Source organism: Enorma shizhengliae, assembly GCF_009676995.1.
Taxonomy (GTDB): Bacteria; Actinomycetota; Coriobacteriia; order Coriobacteriales; family Coriobacteriaceae; genus Enorma; species Enorma massiliensis.
In genome coordinates, this window is sequence record NZ_VTFZ01000010.1 from 43,600 (window position 1) to 59,826 (window position 16,227).

General features: G+C 56.8%; 11 protein-coding genes and 1 CRISPR repeat array. Of the genes, 4 read left to right on the plus strand and 7 right to left on the minus strand.

Going from position 1 to position 16,227, the window contains the following annotated elements; genetic code table 11:
* Positions 1-11: 11 nt before the first annotated feature.
* The gene (locus GJE22_RS07780) at positions 12-1,364 is read right to left on the minus strand and encodes an ABC transporter substrate-binding protein (RefSeq protein WP_144687900.1); all 1,353 of its coding nucleotides are present in this window, start codon (positions 1,362-1,364) and stop codon (positions 12-14) included.
* Between the two features lie 381 nt (positions 1,365-1,745).
* On the opposite strand from GJE22_RS07780, the gene GJE22_RS07785 reads away from it, so the two are divergent.
* On the plus strand, positions 1,746-2,609 hold the full coding sequence (locus GJE22_RS07785) for a YaaA family protein (RefSeq protein WP_144687901.1): 864 nt from the start codon (positions 1,746-1,748) through the stop codon (positions 2,607-2,609).
* The gene (locus GJE22_RS07790) at positions 2,606-3,067 is read left to right on the plus strand and encodes a GNAT family N-acetyltransferase (RefSeq protein WP_144687902.1); all 462 of its coding nucleotides are present in this window, start codon (positions 2,606-2,608) and stop codon (positions 3,065-3,067) included. Before GJE22_RS07785 ends, GJE22_RS07790 begins: the two co-directional genes overlap by 4 nt.
* Before the next feature lie 71 nt (positions 3,068-3,138).
* Here the strand turns inward: GJE22_RS07790 and GJE22_RS07795 are convergent, their stop codons facing one another.
* The 6 genes from GJE22_RS07795 to cas9 all read right to left on the minus strand — a co-directional run bounded on the left by GJE22_RS07795 (position 3,139) and on the right by cas9 (position 13,249).
* Positions 3,139-4,056 (minus strand): tyrosine-protein phosphatase, encoded by a 918-nt coding sequence (locus tag GJE22_RS07795; protein WP_144687903.1) that lies wholly within the window; start codon positions 4,054-4,056, stop codon positions 3,139-3,141.
* Positions 4,057-5,067: 1,011 nt separating this feature from the next.
* Positions 5,068-5,334 (minus strand): hypothetical protein, encoded by a 267-nt coding sequence (locus tag GJE22_RS07800; protein ID WP_087186201.1) that lies wholly within the window; start codon positions 5,332-5,334, stop codon positions 5,068-5,070.
* 46 nt (positions 5,335-5,380) lie between these two features.
* Positions 5,381-7,188: a CRISPR direct-repeat array (repeat unit 36 nt; unit sequence GTTTGATTACCAGTCAGAATGCCACTGCTCCAAAAC).
* Positions 7,189-7,244: 56 nt separating this feature from the next.
* Positions 7,245-7,925, minus strand: coding sequence for a type II-A CRISPR-associated protein Csn2 (gene csn2 / locus GJE22_RS07805; RefSeq protein ID WP_087186200.1), 681 nt, complete (start codon positions 7,923-7,925; stop codon positions 7,245-7,247).
* Positions 7,926-7,927: 2 nt separating this feature from the next.
* Complete coding sequence (gene cas2 / locus GJE22_RS07810; RefSeq protein WP_087186282.1) at positions 7,928-8,236, minus strand: CRISPR-associated endonuclease Cas2; 309 nt, start codon at positions 8,234-8,236, stop codon at positions 7,928-7,930.
* 23 nt (positions 8,237-8,259) lie between these two features.
* On the minus strand, positions 8,260-9,138 hold the full coding sequence (gene cas1 / locus GJE22_RS07815) for a type II CRISPR-associated endonuclease Cas1 (RefSeq protein WP_087186199.1): 879 nt from the start codon (positions 9,136-9,138) through the stop codon (positions 8,260-8,262).
* Positions 9,128-13,249 carry a type II CRISPR RNA-guided endonuclease Cas9 gene (gene cas9 / locus GJE22_RS07820; RefSeq protein ID WP_144687904.1) on the minus strand — a complete coding sequence of 1,374 codons (4,122 nt, stop codon included), beginning with the start codon at positions 13,247-13,249 and terminating at the stop codon, positions 9,128-9,130. The genes cas1 and cas9 overlap by 11 nt, the downstream gene beginning before the upstream one ends.
* A 546-nt stretch (positions 13,250-13,795) precedes the next feature.
* Here cas9 and thiC point away from each other — a divergent pair.
* Both thiC and thiM read left to right on the plus strand, forming a co-directional pair.
* Positions 13,796-15,163, plus strand: coding sequence for a phosphomethylpyrimidine synthase ThiC (gene thiC / locus GJE22_RS07825; protein ID WP_235895777.1), 1,368 nt, complete (start codon positions 13,796-13,798; stop codon positions 15,161-15,163).
* A 230-nt stretch (positions 15,164-15,393) separates the two neighbouring features.
* The gene (gene thiM / locus GJE22_RS07830) at positions 15,394-16,227 is read left to right on the plus strand and encodes a hydroxyethylthiazole kinase (RefSeq protein WP_218957901.1); all 834 of its coding nucleotides are present in this window, start codon (positions 15,394-15,396) and stop codon (positions 16,225-16,227) included.

Genomic DNA, 16,227 nt, shown 5'->3' on the forward strand with positions numbered 1-16,227 from the left:
CATGTACCGGATTACTCCGCCGCAGCGGCCGCCTCGGTGGCCCAGCCATCGACGAATGCGGTCACGACGCCGTCCCAGTTGCCATCGGACTGGTCCGCAGCATAGGTGGTGAGAGCGGAGCCCACGCCGTTCTTCCACTCCTCGCTCGGCATGGTCGAGAAGTTCCAGGAAACCGGGGTCTTCTCGGAGTTGACCTCGTCGGCGATCTGGTTGAGCACGTTCTCGGAAGGCTGGTTGCCCTCGAACGGGATCACGAAGCCCATGCCGGCCTCACCGGAGGGCATGGCGCCGTCGGCGCCGCACATGGCCTTGGTGCCGGTATCGGACGTCACGCACCAGTTGATGAAGTCGAGCGTCGCCTGGATGTTGTCCTCGGAGGCGTTCTTGTTCACGCACCAGTAGTTCTCGGAGCCCGTGCAGATGCCCTGGTCCTCTTCGCCCTCGACGCCGATGTAAATCGGGATCAGGCCGAGGTTGTCGTCGCCGACCTCGGAGATGTTCGCGTACTCCCAGGTGCCGTTCTGATAGAACACGGCCTGGCCGGTCACGAACTCGGCGGTGGCGTCGTCGGCGGTCTTCGTGGAGAGCACGCCCGGCTCGCAGGTGGCGTTGTTGATGTAGAGGTCCCAAATCTGGCGATAGTTATCAAGATAGAGACCCTCGATGGCGTCGGTGTTGTCGATGCCCTTCTCCTTGTACTCGTAGTAGATCGGGAGGTTGGCCAGGTGGGTCTTGAAGCGCCAGTCGGAGCTGGAATCCATGCCGGCAGAGGTGAAGGCGCTAAAGCCGAGCTCGTCCTTGCGGGCGGTGATGTCCTCGACGACCTTCTTCAGGGAATCGAAGTTGGTAATGTCCGCCTCGGAGTAACCGGCCTGGTCGAGCAGGCTCTTGTTGTAGATGAGGCCATAGGACTCGATGACGTAGGCCACGCCCTTGGTTTTGCCGTCCTCGCCCTTGAGGGCATAGGAATCGTCGGTGAGGGTCTTCATGACGTCGGCGTCGTCGAGGTCGAGGCAGTAATCCGTCCACGAGGCCAGGCCAACCGGGCCGTTCACCTGGAAGAGGGTCGGAGCCTCGGACTTGGCCATCTCGGACTTCAGCGTGGTCTCATACTGGCCGGAAGCGGCGGTCTTCACCGTTACGGGAACACCGGTCTCCTCGGTATACAGCTTAGCGAGTTCCTGCCACTGGGCATCCTGCTCGGGCTTGAAGTTGAGGTAGTAAACCTCGCCCGCAGCGCTCGCGCTGCCGCTGCCCGCCGCGCTGCCATTCCCGCTGCCACCCGTGCAGCCCGTAGCCGCGATCGCCGCGACACCTGCCGTGGCACCGAGCCCAGCCGTGATGAACTGACGACGATTCATCATGATAGTTTCCTCCTCACGTTTGAATTGAAATTGGAAACGTTTCCAATTTCTGTTGCCCTTATTATCGCTCGCCAGCTCTTTCCCAGAAATGAAACGTTTCCAAAATGACCGTTCATGGAGTACGCCGCGCCGTCCACCGTTCACGATTCGGCGAGCGGTCCAAATATGGAACGGTTCCACGAACGCCCTCCGCGAACGGTCTAGCATCGTTCCGCGAGCGGTAACCCATCAGCACATGAGACAATCGTGCCGGGTGAAACTGTCTCATACTGCCGCGTATCGCCCGCCGAGCGTGAGACAATCGTGCCGTCGCCCCTCCTTGCCCCGCTGCCCCACCTCGCCCCCTGTCGCGCCTACCGCGACACGCTCTGAAAGGACGCCATGCTCCAGGCCATCATCTCCCCCGCCAAGCAGATGCGCATAGCGCAAGACGCGTTCGCTCCGCAGGGCATTCCTCCCTTCCCCACCGCGACGGAGCGCCTGCGCCAGGAACTCCTTCGCATCGAGCGCGAACAAGGTGCCGACGGCCTCAAGGACCTCTGGCGCGTAAACGACAAGCTCCTCAACCAGAACATCGAGCGGCTGCACGGCCTCACGTCCGTTCTCGACGAAGGGCAGCTCGATGAGCCGGATGTTGCCCGCGCGCTTTCGGCGGCGGCGTTTTCCTACGTCGGCATTCAGTACCAGAGCCTCGCGCCCGAGGTGCTCGACCTCGATGCGCTCTCGTGGCTTCAAGACCACCTCTGGATTCTCTCGGGCTTCTATGGATGCGCGCGGCCCTTCGATGCCGTCCAGCCCTACCGGCTCGAAATGGGCGCTAAACTTTCGCTCGACGGCGCGCGCGACCTCTACGCGTTCTGGGGCGGCCGCATCGCAGACGCGATCGAAAGCGCGGCGATGCACGGGGACACCACGGAAACTGAGCCCACCCTCATCGTGAACCTCGCAAGCGTCGAATACGCCAAGGCGGTTCTTCCCTACACGGCGCTCACCACACAGATCGTTACCTGTGTCTTTGGCGAAGACCTTCGAGGCGAAAAGCCCGTGCAGCGCGCCACCGCAAGCAAGATTGCCCGTGGGTCCATGGTCCGGTGGATGGCGGAACAGCACATTGAACGGGCAGAAGACCTCGCGCGGTTCAACATCGGTTACCGCTACGCGCCGGAGCTTTGCTACGAGCGACAGCTCAAAACAGGCGCTCGCGAGCAGACGCTGGTGTTTTTGCGCGAGGAGCTCTGTGCATGATCATTCCGTTCGCCATTCGACCTTTTCGGCAAGAGGACCTTCCAGCCGTTCTCGAGCTCTTCTGGGAGACCGTTCACACGGTCAACGCCGATGCATATTCTGCAGGCCAGCTCGATGCCTGGGCGCCCGCCGACCCCGACATCCAAGCCTGGAAAACCTCCCTTGCGGCGCATCGAGCCTACGTTGCAGTTGACGACGCAGGCAAGCTGATCGGGTTCGGCAACATCGCGTGGGGCCACATCGACCGTCTTTATGTGCAGGCTTCTTGCCTTGGCGAGGGGATCGGCAGCGCTCTCTTGCGCGAGCTCGAGCGCGATGCGCCGCGCCCGCTCGACGTCGATGCGTCCATTACGGCAAAGCCCTTCTTTGAACGCCATGGCTACCGCGCCGCAGCGCGGCAAACGGTAACGCGCCGCGGCATCGAGCTAACAAACTATCGCATGGTAAAGCGCGGCTGATAACACCAAAAAGTCCGCATGAAAAGGCCCGAGCCGCGAGGCGCAGTGCCCGCCGCCGCGCTGCGGCCGCGCTACGACAGATACCGCTCGCGCAGCTGCTCAACCTCAGCAGGCGTCACCTCAAGCGCTTCGTGGATATACCCCATAAGGCTGCCGTAGCGCTCGCTCGCCGCGTCGCGGGCGGTGCGCAGGGCGCGAATAACCGCCGGGTAACTGAACGTTTGCTCATTTGTGGCGAAGATGTTCGTTGCCAGATAATCCGCCTCGATATCTTCCCAGCTCACTCCGAGCACGGTCTCAACGAGCGCAGAAGCGAGACCACAGCGGTCGCGGCCCACCGAACAGTGCCAGAGCGCGGCACCCTCCGGGAGCTCGATGATGCTCCGCAAGAGCGAACGGTAGCCGAGCATGCCCGAAGCACTCATAAGCAGATAGCGGTACATGATTTCCATGCTGTCATCGGAGTCGTCGCGCATCGAGCGCTCGAACTCACGACGCTCGCGGGCGATTTTCTCGCGCGTAGCCTTCTCCTGCGTGATACCCGTCGCGCTGCGCGCGAGAATATCGGCATGCACGTAGCGCGCGCCAGGGAAAGCATCCATGGGATCGGGAATCTCGATGAGCTCCTCGTCGTTGCGAAGATCCACCACGAGCATGAGGTGGTACTCATCGCGCAGCCGCCTGAGGTCCGCATCGCTGCCAAACCCGAGCGCGCCGGAGCGGAGCAGCAAGCCCGGCTTGACGCGTGAGCCCTCGGCGGCAGCGAGCCCGCCCAGGTCGCGGGTGTTGGGCAAGTGACCGAAATCGATCCAGCCATAGGTCTCGCGCTCTGCCGGCCCCGCCGCAGCGGGAACCTCGACCGCGAAGGGAGCCTGCTCCTCGATGGCCTCGATACGGCGCGCAATGCGCTCCCGAACCTCGGCCACGCCGCCCGGTGCCACGCCGGCAATGCTTCCATCCTGCGGATACAGCTCTGCAGCCTTAGACATATATGCACACTCCCTGCGTCTCAGCTAGCGCTGCCATGCCAACATGGCCCCAGCGCCCCTTCCATCGACGCATCATTGTGACAGCTCCCCGCTTGCTTCGCATCAGCATTATGTAAGGACCAGATTCGCCACACGAACGCGGCTACGGCTTGCCTGTGAATGGGCCGTTTCGCTTCCTCGTCGTGGTCGATGGCTGCGCTTACCGCGTGACCGTGACGATGTGACCGTGACGATTAGCCCGAGGTAAGCGGAGGGCCCGCGCCCCGGCCAGGTGAACTCAAGAGCCGGGACGCGAGTCGCGTCGAGCTCATTGTACCCGAACGGAAGCCGACCAGATGGCGGCATGAGAGGAGGACGGCGTATACGCGACCGACAGTACGGCCCCAGCCAGAACGCCACAGGTTCAAAACGGCTTCAGCAGCTATTACGCACGCCTTGTCGCTTGATTACCGCCCAGAAAGCAGGAAGCCACCGCTCCAAAACTGGAAGATCTGCATCTTTGGCAGCATCTCAATAGTTTTATAACCCGCCGGATCAGCAAGCCACCTGGAAGCCATAGCTGCGATGGAGGTCGCGTCCGCATGAGATGCAGTCGCGACTTTTTATACACCCCCTATCCGAGCAAATGAAGCCAAAAATGCGCTAAGTCGGTCTTTTTTTCTGCGGAACGCGGGCGCCGGCCGCCCAACAGGCTGGTAGAACGCTCGCCGCGAGCGGCCTACCAGCGTGGTTGACAAATCCAACGCCCGAACCGCAGGAAAAAACCGACTTAGCGCAAATTTGGATAGATTTTCACAGACAGGGGAGGTATTAAATTTTGACAAGGCTGCTTTCTCCAGACGTTTGGCTACCGGCCAAAGTGTCACTGCCCCATAACGAGAAATGTCGGAGAAGTGTCCCCTTCTCGCATCGGTGTCGCCATCGATCGAGATGCCTATCAGCCTCTTCAGGTTTTTCTTACATTGTCCTTCGCAAACCTCCATATATCGAGAGGTCCTTGCGTCCTACGAGCTATCTGCCGATGAGCTCGTTGAGGCGATCGACGAGGGCGCGGGCATCGTCCTTGCGCTTGAGCTCGAGCCCCGTGCTCGTGTGGTTGGGAGCGACGATGTCGAGACCCTTGCCTCCGGAGTATCCGAGGAAGGCGACGTTCCAGAGGTACACGGTCCTCGTATAGGTGCCTATCAGGCCCCTTCTATCAATCTCGATCCGGTTGCCGTACAGGCGCACCTCGCCCGGTTGGGCGGTCGGCGCGATGAAGATCGGCTTCTCTTCCATATCTCTCACCCTGGCTTTCACGGCTCTGCCGCAGCATCGCTAACACGTGCGATTACCGGTCAGAATGCCACTGCTCCAAAACTGATGGACGAGCTGAGCTGCGCGTCCATGCGTTTGATTACCAGTCAGAATGCCACTGCTCCAAAACAAGATGGACGCTTCCTATTCCCTTTCCGACGTTTGATTACCAGTCAGAATGCCACTGCTCCAAAACACGATCGCGGCGTAAGGCGTGGAGTATCTGGTTTGATTACCAGTCAGAATGCCACTGCTCCAAAACTAGACGTTTCGCAGGCTATCTTTTGCGAAGTTTGATTACCAGTCAGAATGCCACTGCTCCAAAACAGAATCCCGCGCAACCCGTAGACGGTGCGGTTTGATTACCAGTCAGAATGCCACTGCTCCAAAACCCCAAGAGGGCGGTGCGCGTCCCCGGCAGGTTTGATTACCAGTCAGAATGCCACTGCTCCAAAACATGTGCGACTTCATCGAGGCGCACGAGGAGTTTGATTACCAGTCAGAATGCCACTGCTCCAAAACACGTAGTCGACGAAGCCGACGATGATCGGCGTTTGATTACCAGTCAGAATGCCACTGCTCCAAAACGAGTACTCAACCGTGATGTCCTCGACGATGTTTGATTACCAGTCAGAATGCCACTGCTCCAAAACTGCACCTGCATCATGCAGCCGTTGATGAAGTTTGATTACCAGTCAGAATGCCACTGCTCCAAAACCGCATTTCAGCGCCACTGGCACCGTTTTCTGTTTGATTACCAGTCAGAATGCCACTGCTCCAAAACTAAGAATCACCTCCATATAAAATGACCTGCGTTTGATTACCAGTCAGAATGCCACTGCTCCAAAACCGCGACTTCGACGGCAACCGCATGCTCTGCGTTTGATTACCAGTCAGAATGCCACTGCTCCAAAACTACCGCGTCATTGGCGACCCCAAACCCTACAGTTTGATTACCAGTCAGAATGCCACTGCTCCAAAACACCTCGATGGGCTCTTCAACATTCGGCTTATGTTTGATTACCAGTCAGAATGCCACTGCTCCAAAACGCTCCCTCTCACCCACCCGTGGAGGAGGCGTTTGATTACCAGTCAGAATGCCACTGCTCCAAAACTCGAGCGACGCCTGGGCGGTCGCGAGGTCGTTTGATTACCAGTCAGAATGCCACTGCTCCAAAACTCGCCGACGAGGCGGGAGATGCAGGCGGCGTTTGATTACCAGTCAGAATGCCACTGCTCCAAAACGTCCCATCAGGAAGATCGCCCGAACCCGATGTTTGATTACCAGTCAGAATGCCACTGCTCCAAAACAGGTGATGCTTGATTTAATCATTCGCCAACGTTTGATTACCAGTCAGAATGCCACTGCTCCAAAACGCGGATCTCGTCGGCGACTCCTACTTCGGGGTTTGATTACCAGTCAGAATGCCACTGCTCCAAAACATCAAGGAGCGTAAGCGCGTGCCGTACCTGTTTGATTACCAGTCAGAATGCCACTGCTCCAAAACTGACGCACGATCTCGATATCCACGGACGAAGTTTGATTACCAGTCAGAATGCCACTGCTCCAAAACCGTTGAGTCGAATTGCAAATGGACGAGTGGTTTGATTACCAGTCAGAATGCCACTGCTCCAAAACTCCTCCTGCATCGCGCGGGCGCAGATGACCGTTTGATTACCAGTCAGAATGCCACTGCTCCAAAACTACGACGCCTACGGCGAGGATTGAGAATCGTTTGATTACCAGTCAGAATGCCACTGCTCCAAAACAGGTAGGTTGCCCCGCCTGCTACGGTGGCTGTTTGATTACCAGTCAGAATGCCACTGCTCCAAAACCGATGGAGCAAGTTTCTCCCTGCAAAGAGAACGGGCACCCTGCCGGTAAACACTTATCAGCTCTCAAGAAAGTGCTGGTCAACAACCATTTTATCCTCGAGTGCATAGGAATTCATGTCGGCATCATTTTCCAACATGAGCACGCGTAATTCATGAAAAAACACTCTCTCGTAAAACCTCGCGACCTCTTTTTCGGTCAGAAATGTTTTAAGGTTGACGAATAGAAGAGCCTTATTAACCTGCATATCGGCACAACAATCAAGAAACAATATGAGCCTATCAATGAACGCCGCCCCTTGATCAAAATCGACCGTGAAGCCAAACGCTTTAAGGAAGCGCTGTAAATCCCATTCTAGGCCAAACCGGTAGTCCCCTTCTAGCTGAACCAAAAGCTGTGACACCAGTCCACGCAGCTCCCTGAACCTGCTATCAAATAAGCCTCGGATCGCCTCATCCTCAAGCTGGCGCTCCTGAAGCAGAGAATACAGCCTTCCGCCAAGGTCCTTCGACTCCCATGGTAGATTCAAAGCATCAGGCACTACAAGAAAAGCGCTTCTCGGGCGAACCTCCCTTTCCCCATCCCATATGGAATACGCCTCGCAGGCGTCCTCCCCATAACAGGAAACCAATGAATCGCAGACGCGCGCAAAGAGGGCGCGATTGTGGACCTCAAGGACAAAAGGGCGCGCCCATCTCAGCTCAATTGGGTTCTCAAATCCATCAAAACAAATCCTCATGGCTATAGCACCATGAACTCTTCCATGGTATCAACCTCATCATACGCATTTCGATTTCCAACGATATAGTCCATCGTCGCATATTGCCGTTCAGTTACTCTAAGAACTTGCACAAGCCCTTCTGGTGGCCTATGTTTCCTCAAACGCATAACTGCGGCACCGGCAGCGCCCTCATTGACCACCAACTTTGCGTACACCGACTGCTGAAGCATGAGGTACCCCTCCCCTATCAGCCATTTTCTGAACACACGATAGCTCTTCTTTTGCGCGGCTGTATCAACGGGCAGGTCAAAGAAAACAAGCAACCTCATGTAGCGAACCCGCACCTCCCTGTTCATTTGAATGCAAACTCTTGAATATCGTCAACGGCAATCTTTTTGCACAGAGCGTTTAGGCAGTCCTGCACATACATTGAGACCACCGATCCTAATCGGTATGCTCCCCCTCGATACGAAAGGGAGATATTGGCAACGTCTGCCAATGCCCTTCGCATATCGGCGTCGAACGATCCGGAAAGGTAGTCGCTGACCTGCCGGTCTATCACCGGACGAAATGGCTCCATAAAATCGCATGCCAAATTGAACTGATTGTATTCGTTCCTATGACAAATGCCACATTGCGTTAAGTAGCCGCGCGAAACCACCTCACGGTTCACCATCGAAAGTAGAACGGCATAGCCATAGTTCAAAGCTGCATTGAGCGGGCTGTCGTCATCACGCGAAAAACCTTTTCCAAATAAGGTGGAGAAATATATTCTCGCAGACTGAGCTTCTCTATTCGTGGTATCACCCGATCGCACCTCTGAAACGAGCGAATCCAACAACTGCGCCGCCTCCAGATGATCGCGCTCACGGAGAAACGCAGCTTGCTGGGCAATCTTATCGCGCACAACACGTTGCCACACTCGCTTCTTAATCGGCTCTCCCCATGAAAGTTGATCCTGAATGCGCTTGCTCACGTTATGGGCACCGTAGAGTGGCAGATATTGCCCTATCGGGTTTCTCTTCTCGTCCGAAATCACAAAAGAGATCTTTGCTTTTGCAAGCTCCGAGAGCAAATAGGCACTGATGAAAACGCGCTCCGTTTGGAGAATGACCGTCGATATTTCGGAAAGATGAACCTTGACGGTATCGTCCTCCTTTCGCACCACCATGTAACCACTTGAATAGCTAAGGCGGCACGGACTCTCTATGAAAATCGTCCTAAAGCTCAACGCGCGTCCTCTTCTCGAACATTCCTGTTACCGACTGATCAACAAACACAATTGCCTCTGGATTGTTCAAAACGAAAGCGATGCCTAAATTTCCGGCATGCTTCGGTCCGCCAACCAACGAGATGTCAACGCGCGCCGTGGCAGAGCGATAATATGCCAGTACATTGCAAACGAGCTGTCGTTTCTCCGAGATCGACAGACCCGCATAGCGCTCTCTTCCAGCGCGCAAGACGTCGGTAACGTTGCCGAACTTATTGCAAAGCAAGTCTCCCTTGTGAACGAGCTCGTCGTACAGACGAATCAGGTCTTCGTTTGATATACAGCTATCGTTCAAATGCTTATCGCACGCCTTGGCAGCCACGCTATACAAATCGCCTTTAAGCACCAGCTGGCGCGCAGAGTAGACCGCATCCTGAGCAGCAAAGTAGAATTGATTGCCTTCCATCTCAAAGCGAGCGTACTTTAGAATACGCGCCCTAATTATTAGTGGATGTTTCAGCTTCTTGGCCTCTGCATCCTGTGCCACGAAAGCGTCGAGCTTTGATGGCTCCCCTTCAATCTTCCGAGCTACTGAAATAGGTATGCCCAGAAGTTCTGCCTTACGCTTCTTTCCCTTTTCTGCAACATACAGCGTGAAATAAGCGAATGTCGCAGACGAATAGCCGCCATATCGTTGAACATCGAGTCCCTGTTTTATATGCAAGGTCGGGGCCGTCTTTCCATAATGCGGAGAATAGATCGTGGCATTCCACAATGCCCCGCTTGTCTCCTCGGGCATGCGCGTTACAAAGACATTCGAGTAGTCAAGATATGCTCGGATGCGAGACAGCTCTTCTTCGGCGTCCCATACGACCTCACCGGTATCAACGTCTACATGTGTGCGCATAAATCCACCAACGATGAAGCCGGCACTGCCTGGTAGCCTGCCATACTTCCGCATTTCTTCGTTTTGCTTGCGCACCAGCTCCCTAACCGCGCGGGCATATCCGATGGGGTTGTCATAAATGCCCGGATGGCATTGATTGATATATCTGCCCACCTCACAGGCAATGAGAGCATCGTGCGCATGATGGAAGTCATTGACCTCGCGGCACTTAATAAAACCGGCTTGGACACGTAGGTCATGACCCAGCGATGCCTTAACCGGCTGGACGTCGGCTTCTGGATAGTTTGACTGCAGCATCATTCCTGCGAGCTTGACAATCTGGCTCGTCTCAACCAGTTGGCGAGCAATGAACCCTCGCACGCGTTTGTCGCTTATCGAAGAGCACATCAGGCTGTTAAACTTCTTGTCTCCCATCAGACCCGCCTGATGCAAGGCCCTCCAATAGGGGGCCATGGCGGTCCTGATAGACGAATCGATGAGCAACGCATCGGATTTACGCTGATTTTCCCCAGCAAGCACAAGCGCCTTGTTCTCAAAGCTGTCGTCTTTGATATAAGATTGCGGAATAATGTGATCAACCTGGTACTGATTGGTGTGAAGAAGCTCGAGCTTGAGCGGCGTGGCCGAGTACAGGCTTTTTCCTCCCTGCATAAAATACAGCGAAAGGCGTTCGTCTAAATCTTCCGCACGCGACCTCCTGAACTCACCAAAAACGTCCTGATCAAACCATGTGGGGCTTTCTTCTTTGAACTTCTCCAACGCCGCCTTTATGGCATCATAACGCCTGGTCGATCTGCGTCCCTTCCTCGCGCCGTCCTCATCGCGCGTGACCTCTAAATAGATATGCGACGGCGGGCATTTCGCGATACTCACAATTTCATCGACTACACGCATCGCCTGGTTAATGCTCCTGCGCAATGCTGGGGATCCGGGAAGATCTTCAAGCGATACCTTGCCAGCGGAAACCTTTTCCTGGTTAATCTGGTCAATCTTTTTTTGGAATCCGAGGTCTTCGCTATGGAGAATACCCATGAACACCATGGCCTTGCCTCGATGATCGTTGTTGGGGTCTCCTTCGCGCAAGATATCCATGATAGACAGATCACCTTGGTCGGTCTGAGCTTTAATCCCAGTAAGAAGACGCCTCGACAGCCTTCCCCATCCGGTGAAGCGCTTCTTGCATATCGTTTTTATCTGCTCAGCATTGAGGCGGTCTCCGTATGCCTCTTCGATTCGCTCTTTGAGGATGTCCCTGTCTTCGAAGAGCGTGTTCCAAAGGATGATTTCCTCAATCATCGGAAAATCTGCAGGATCAATTCTGCCTACATGCAGAACATCCTTACTGAAGAAGATATACGAGGACATTTTTGACTCAAAGCCCGACTCACCTTGTCCTCCAGAAACTCGAGCCCGACGGTTCCCATGCTGCCTGAGCCAATCCTCAACTTGCTTATAGGAAACGCGCCGCTTGCCGCAAAATAAATCTTGAACAATGCCTCGTCTATCGGACGTATCAAAAGGACACTCATGGTCACCGTCAGCGCTCCAATGGGCACCGTTCAACTCGTTGAGCACACAGAACTCCTCGTAAAGGAGCGAGCACCTTGGCAGCACCTTCTCGTCCTGAAGATAGGTGCACGTCCCCGTCATGCGCACAATAAAGTTCTCGGCACTCTTGCCCCTATCGATGACGTCGTCCCAATTCCAAGGACGCACCTTAGCGCTCTCCATGCCAGGCTTACGCTCCGACCATGCAAAACGCTTGTTTCCATGCGCGTCAACCGCAGCATTCTTTGTCGTAAGCGGCCCCACATAGTAGGGAATCCTAAAACTCACAAGGCTTTCGATTTTCTTGGACTCTTCCTTAAGGAATGGATAAAACTCCCCCTGATGCGTGATGATGGCGCGCAACTCCTCGAGATGCAGCTGGTAGGGGATACTTCCATTGTCGCTCGTTTTCAATCGACGTAAAAAGCGCTCCTCATCAAACGCCTGCATCATCTGCTGATATCGGGGATCATCTGCCGCAAGCGACCCAAGCAGCTTTTTTACATCTTTCGCAAGCTCATCATAGGAGCCCGCACTGTGAACCAAATCGTACTTTGTATATCCCTTCGCCTTAGTTGGATCGTACCGCTTTGTCATCCTTCCATTCACAACCAGCTGCTCACCACCAAAAAACGACTGATACGACTCGGGAGCATATTCCCGCACCAGAGCCTTCAGCAGTGCAAGATCATCGTGGTAGCGTTCGTATTCTTTTTTCTTGCAAAACGACAGCGTCTTTCCATTAGCGTCTCGAAGGATGCCCGAGAGCAAATATGCAGAATAGGCCGTTCGAAGGGCGAAGAAGAGCGATGTGCACTCGTTAGGACATATCGTCTCGAACTCTTCAACCTTTTCGTCGTTTCCAAGTGAAAACTTGTGCTCAGCGTCAGATAGAAGAAAGATTTTTGAAAAGTTTGCCGTATAGCCGAGAACCGCGGAAGCAAGCTCTTTGCCCATCGCCTTCGCGAGGTCAGCCGGCAAGCCAAGGAGACCCTTCAGTTGGTCTCGCTTGCCCGCGCGCCGCAACGACGCATCTCCGAATACCTCAATGATTCTTTTCGCATCACAGGATAGCTCGATATCCTTATTCTGGCACCACTCTGCAAGAGCATCGACAAGTTGCCGTACCGCTTCATCGACGCTAGCATCGGACGCGCTGAGCGCCGGATTATCCTGGTAAAGGAAGTTTCCGCGATGCTTTACGATGTTATGCAGAGCGAGATACACCAAGCGAAGATCGGCCTTCTCATCGCTCTCGCAGAGAAACGCACGCAAATGATAGATAGTCGGGAATTGTTTATGGTAGTCTTTTTCCGTAAAGTCAGAGCTATTGAATATCGGCCATGCACACGAGGCGATGCTCTCGTCCTTATCCTCTGCCAGAAGACTTGATTGATTGAGGCGGGTGAAGAAATCGGGGTCCACGCGCTCCATATCCGACATAAAGAATTGTTGGAGCAACTCAATTCGTTGGCGACGCCGTTCATAGCGCCGACGCTGACCGCGGGGAATACGGGCAACTGAAGCGGGCTCGGCATTCGGAAACGTTCGGCTTCCCATGGCAGGACGGCCTTTGAAGGAATACAGATTCCCTTCTGCATCGGTAACCGCCCAGCCAACAGAGCCCGTACCCAAATCGAGACCAATGCTATAATCGCGCGCCCTGCGAAGATTCATGTCGACCCCCATCCATTCGGCGTGCTACAATGTGCACGTCTTGATTGCCAGTCAAGATGTCACTGCAAGTCAAAATACGGCTTTAGCCAAAAATGCCCTCTTCGGAGAGGCGCCACGTAGGTGGCATTCTGACTCGCCAAGAGCCCTTCGGGGCTCTTTTTTTCTTGCATGCATCCGCCTTGCGCTAGCATAGCGCTCCGCCCGGACAAATCACTTAGCTGCCAGCTTCTTTTCGATAAACGGTCCATCCCTTTGATGAGCTCCCGCCCCTCGACCCCTCCATAAGAGGGACCCGACAAACACCCACCACGTCCGATCGGCCAAACCCGATCAGCCCGCGCTGCCCGCGCCAGCGTATAATGAGCTTCGGGCCGTGGCGGCGTGCATGCCGCGCGGCAAAACATAACGGGGAGCTTGCAGGAGCGAAGGCGAGGCCGAACGCGATAACGCGCGACGGACGCCAGCGCAGCGGCAGGCTGAGAGGGGGCGCGCCCGCCCCGACTCGTGGAACCTGACATGGGTAATGCCAACGAAGGGAGCATGCGTATGAACGCACCGCAAACTGCAGCAACTGCATCGGGCACAGGAGGCGAAGCCGCCCACAAGCTCGTCACGCAAATGGATTTCGCCCGTGCAGGCGTCATCACCGACGCCATGCGCGCCGTGGCGGAGGCGGAGCACCGCGATCCAGAATTCATCCGCGCGGGCGTGGCTGCCGGCCGCATCGCCATTCCAGCCAACGTGCGGCACCTCGCGGCGGGCCTCAAGCCCGCTGGCGTGGGCGAGGGCCTCTCCACGAAGGTCAACGTGAACCTTGGCATCTCGGGAGATGTAGCAGACGCTGCCGTGGAATGGGAGAAAGTCGCAACCGCCGAGCGCTTGGGCGCCGATGCCATCATGGACCTCTCCAACTCCGGAAAGACGCGCTTCTTCCGCCAGGAGCTCGTGCAAAAGACGCCGCTTATGGTGGGCACCGTGCCCATGTACGACGCCATCGGCTACATGGAGAAGCCACTCGTCAAACTCACCAAAGACGACCTGCTGGCCACCGTTCGCGCACACGCGGAAGACGGCGTGGACTTCCTCACCATCCACTGCGGCATCAATCGCTCGGTCATCAAGACCTTCAAAGAAACCGGCCGCCTCATGAACATCGTGAGCCGCGGGGGGTCGCTCCTGTTCGGCTGGATGGAGGTCACCGGCAACGAGAACCCCTTCTATGAGTACTATGACGAGGTCCTGGAAATCTGTCACGAATACGACGTGACCATTTCGCTGGGCGACTCCTGCCGACCGGGATGCCTCTTCGATTCCAATGATGCGGCGGAGACAGCCGAGATGATCGAGCTCGGCAAGCTCACGAAGCGCGCATGGGACGCCGGCGTGCAGGTGATGATCGAAGGCCCGGGCCATATGGCCATCAACGAGATCGCGGCGAACGTGGCGCTGCAGAAGCGCCTGTGCCACGGCGCCCCCTACTATGTGCTGGGGCCGCTCGTGACGGACATCGGCGTGGGCTACGACCACATCACCGCAGCCATCGGCGGAGCGATCAGCGCAAGCGCCGGGGCAGACTTCCTCTGCTACGTGACGCCGGCGGAGCACCTGTGCCTGCCCGACGCCGACGATGTGCGCGAGGGGCTCATCGCTACGAAGATCGCCGCGCATGCCGCCGACATCGCGAAGGGCGTGCCGCATGCGCGCGACGTGGACGATCGCATGGGTGACGCACGACGCCGCCTGGATTGGAATGAGATGTGGAAGTACGCGCTCGACGCCGATACGGCCCGCGCCCGTTACGAGGCATCGCCCGCCTCGACCGAGGGAACCTGCACCATGTGCGGCAAGATGTGCGCTGTTCGCACGGTCAACAAGGTGTTTGAGGGCACGACGATCGACCTCGGCGCGGAATAATCTGGCGAGGGGCGCGGGATCGGCCTCATCGGCCTTCATCCCGTGCTCAAACAGTCCTCGATGGTTCGGCCTCGCCGAACCATCTGCGGAACTGCGCCGGGATGATGGCCGATGAGGCCGATCCCGCGTCCCCGCAAGACGTTGTCGGCGCCGAGGTCGAGCGTCGCACTAACACCTTGTCGACGACGATGCTTCAGTAAGTAAATAAATTAATAAGAAAGGGCTTCACCATGGATAAGAACATGCTTGGCACTGCGCTTGAGAACGTCCGCGCAACGACGCCGCTCGTGCACTGCATCACCAACTACGTCACCGTCAACGACTGCGCCAACGCGCTGCTCGCCTGCGGTGGCTCCCCCATCATGGCGGACGACGAGAACGACGCCCCCGCCATCACGCAGATCTGCGGCGGCCTCGTGCTCAACATCGGCACGCTGAACGCCCGGACCGTTGCCACCATGCACAAGGCGGGCAAGGTCGCCGGAGAGCTCGGCCACACCATCGTGCTCGATCCGGTTGGCGCCGGTGCCTCCGCCATGCGCACCGAGACGGCCGCCGCGCTCATCGACGAGCTGCCCATCACCGTCGTTCGCGGCAACATGAGCGAGATCAAGGCCCTTACCGGCGCCGCAGCCGCAACCCGCGGTGTGGACGCCAACCCCGACGACGCCGTGACCGACGAGAACCTCGCCGAGGTCGCCGCCATCGTGCGCGAGCTTGCCGCCAAGCTCGGCTGCGTGGTCGCCGTGACGGGGGCCATCGACCTCGTCGCCACCGCCGACCGTGCCCTCGCCGTGCGAAACGGCCGCCCCATCATGGGCAAGATCACGGGCACGGGCTGCATGCTCGACACGATCATCGCCGCCTACGTGGCGACCAACCCCGAGCACGCGCTCGAGGCGACTGCTGCCGCCATCGCCGGCTGGGGCCTTGCAGGCGAAGTCGCGGAGGGACGCATGGGCGAGCTCGACGGCAACGCGAGCTTCCGCACCTACCTCATCGACGCTGCCTATAACATGACGGCCGACCAGCTCATGAACGGTGCCCAGATCGAGGAGCTCTAA

Coding starts and splice junctions, on each gene's coding strand:
- GJE22_RS07780 (WP_144687900.1), bottom strand. CDS start 1,364: ATGATGAATCGTCGTCAGTTCATCACGGCTGGGCTCGGTGCCACGGCA.
- GJE22_RS07785 (WP_144687901.1), top strand. CDS start 1,746: ATGCTCCAGGCCATCATCTCCCCCGCCAAGCAGATGCGCATAGCGCAA.
- GJE22_RS07790 (WP_144687902.1), top strand. CDS start 2,606: ATGATCATTCCGTTCGCCATTCGACCTTTTCGGCAAGAGGACCTTCCA.
- GJE22_RS07795 (WP_144687903.1), bottom strand. CDS start 4,056: ATGTCTAAGGCTGCAGAGCTGTATCCGCAGGATGGAAGCATTGCCGGC.
- GJE22_RS07800 (WP_087186201.1), bottom strand. CDS start 5,334: ATGGAAGAGAAGCCGATCTTCATCGCGCCGACCGCCCAACCGGGCGAG.
- csn2 (WP_087186200.1), bottom strand. CDS start 7,925: ATGAGGATTTGTTTTGATGGATTTGAGAACCCAATTGAGCTGAGATGG.
- cas2 (WP_087186282.1), bottom strand. CDS start 8,236: ATGAGGTTGCTTGTTTTCTTTGACCTGCCCGTTGATACAGCCGCGCAA.
- cas9 (WP_144687904.1), bottom strand. CDS start 13,249: ATGAATCTTCGCAGGGCGCGCGATTATAGCATTGGTCTCGATTTGGGT.
- thiC (WP_235895777.1), top strand. CDS start 13,796: ATGAACGCACCGCAAACTGCAGCAACTGCATCGGGCACAGGAGGCGAA.
- thiM (WP_218957901.1), top strand. CDS start 15,394: ATGGATAAGAACATGCTTGGCACTGCGCTTGAGAACGTCCGCGCAACG.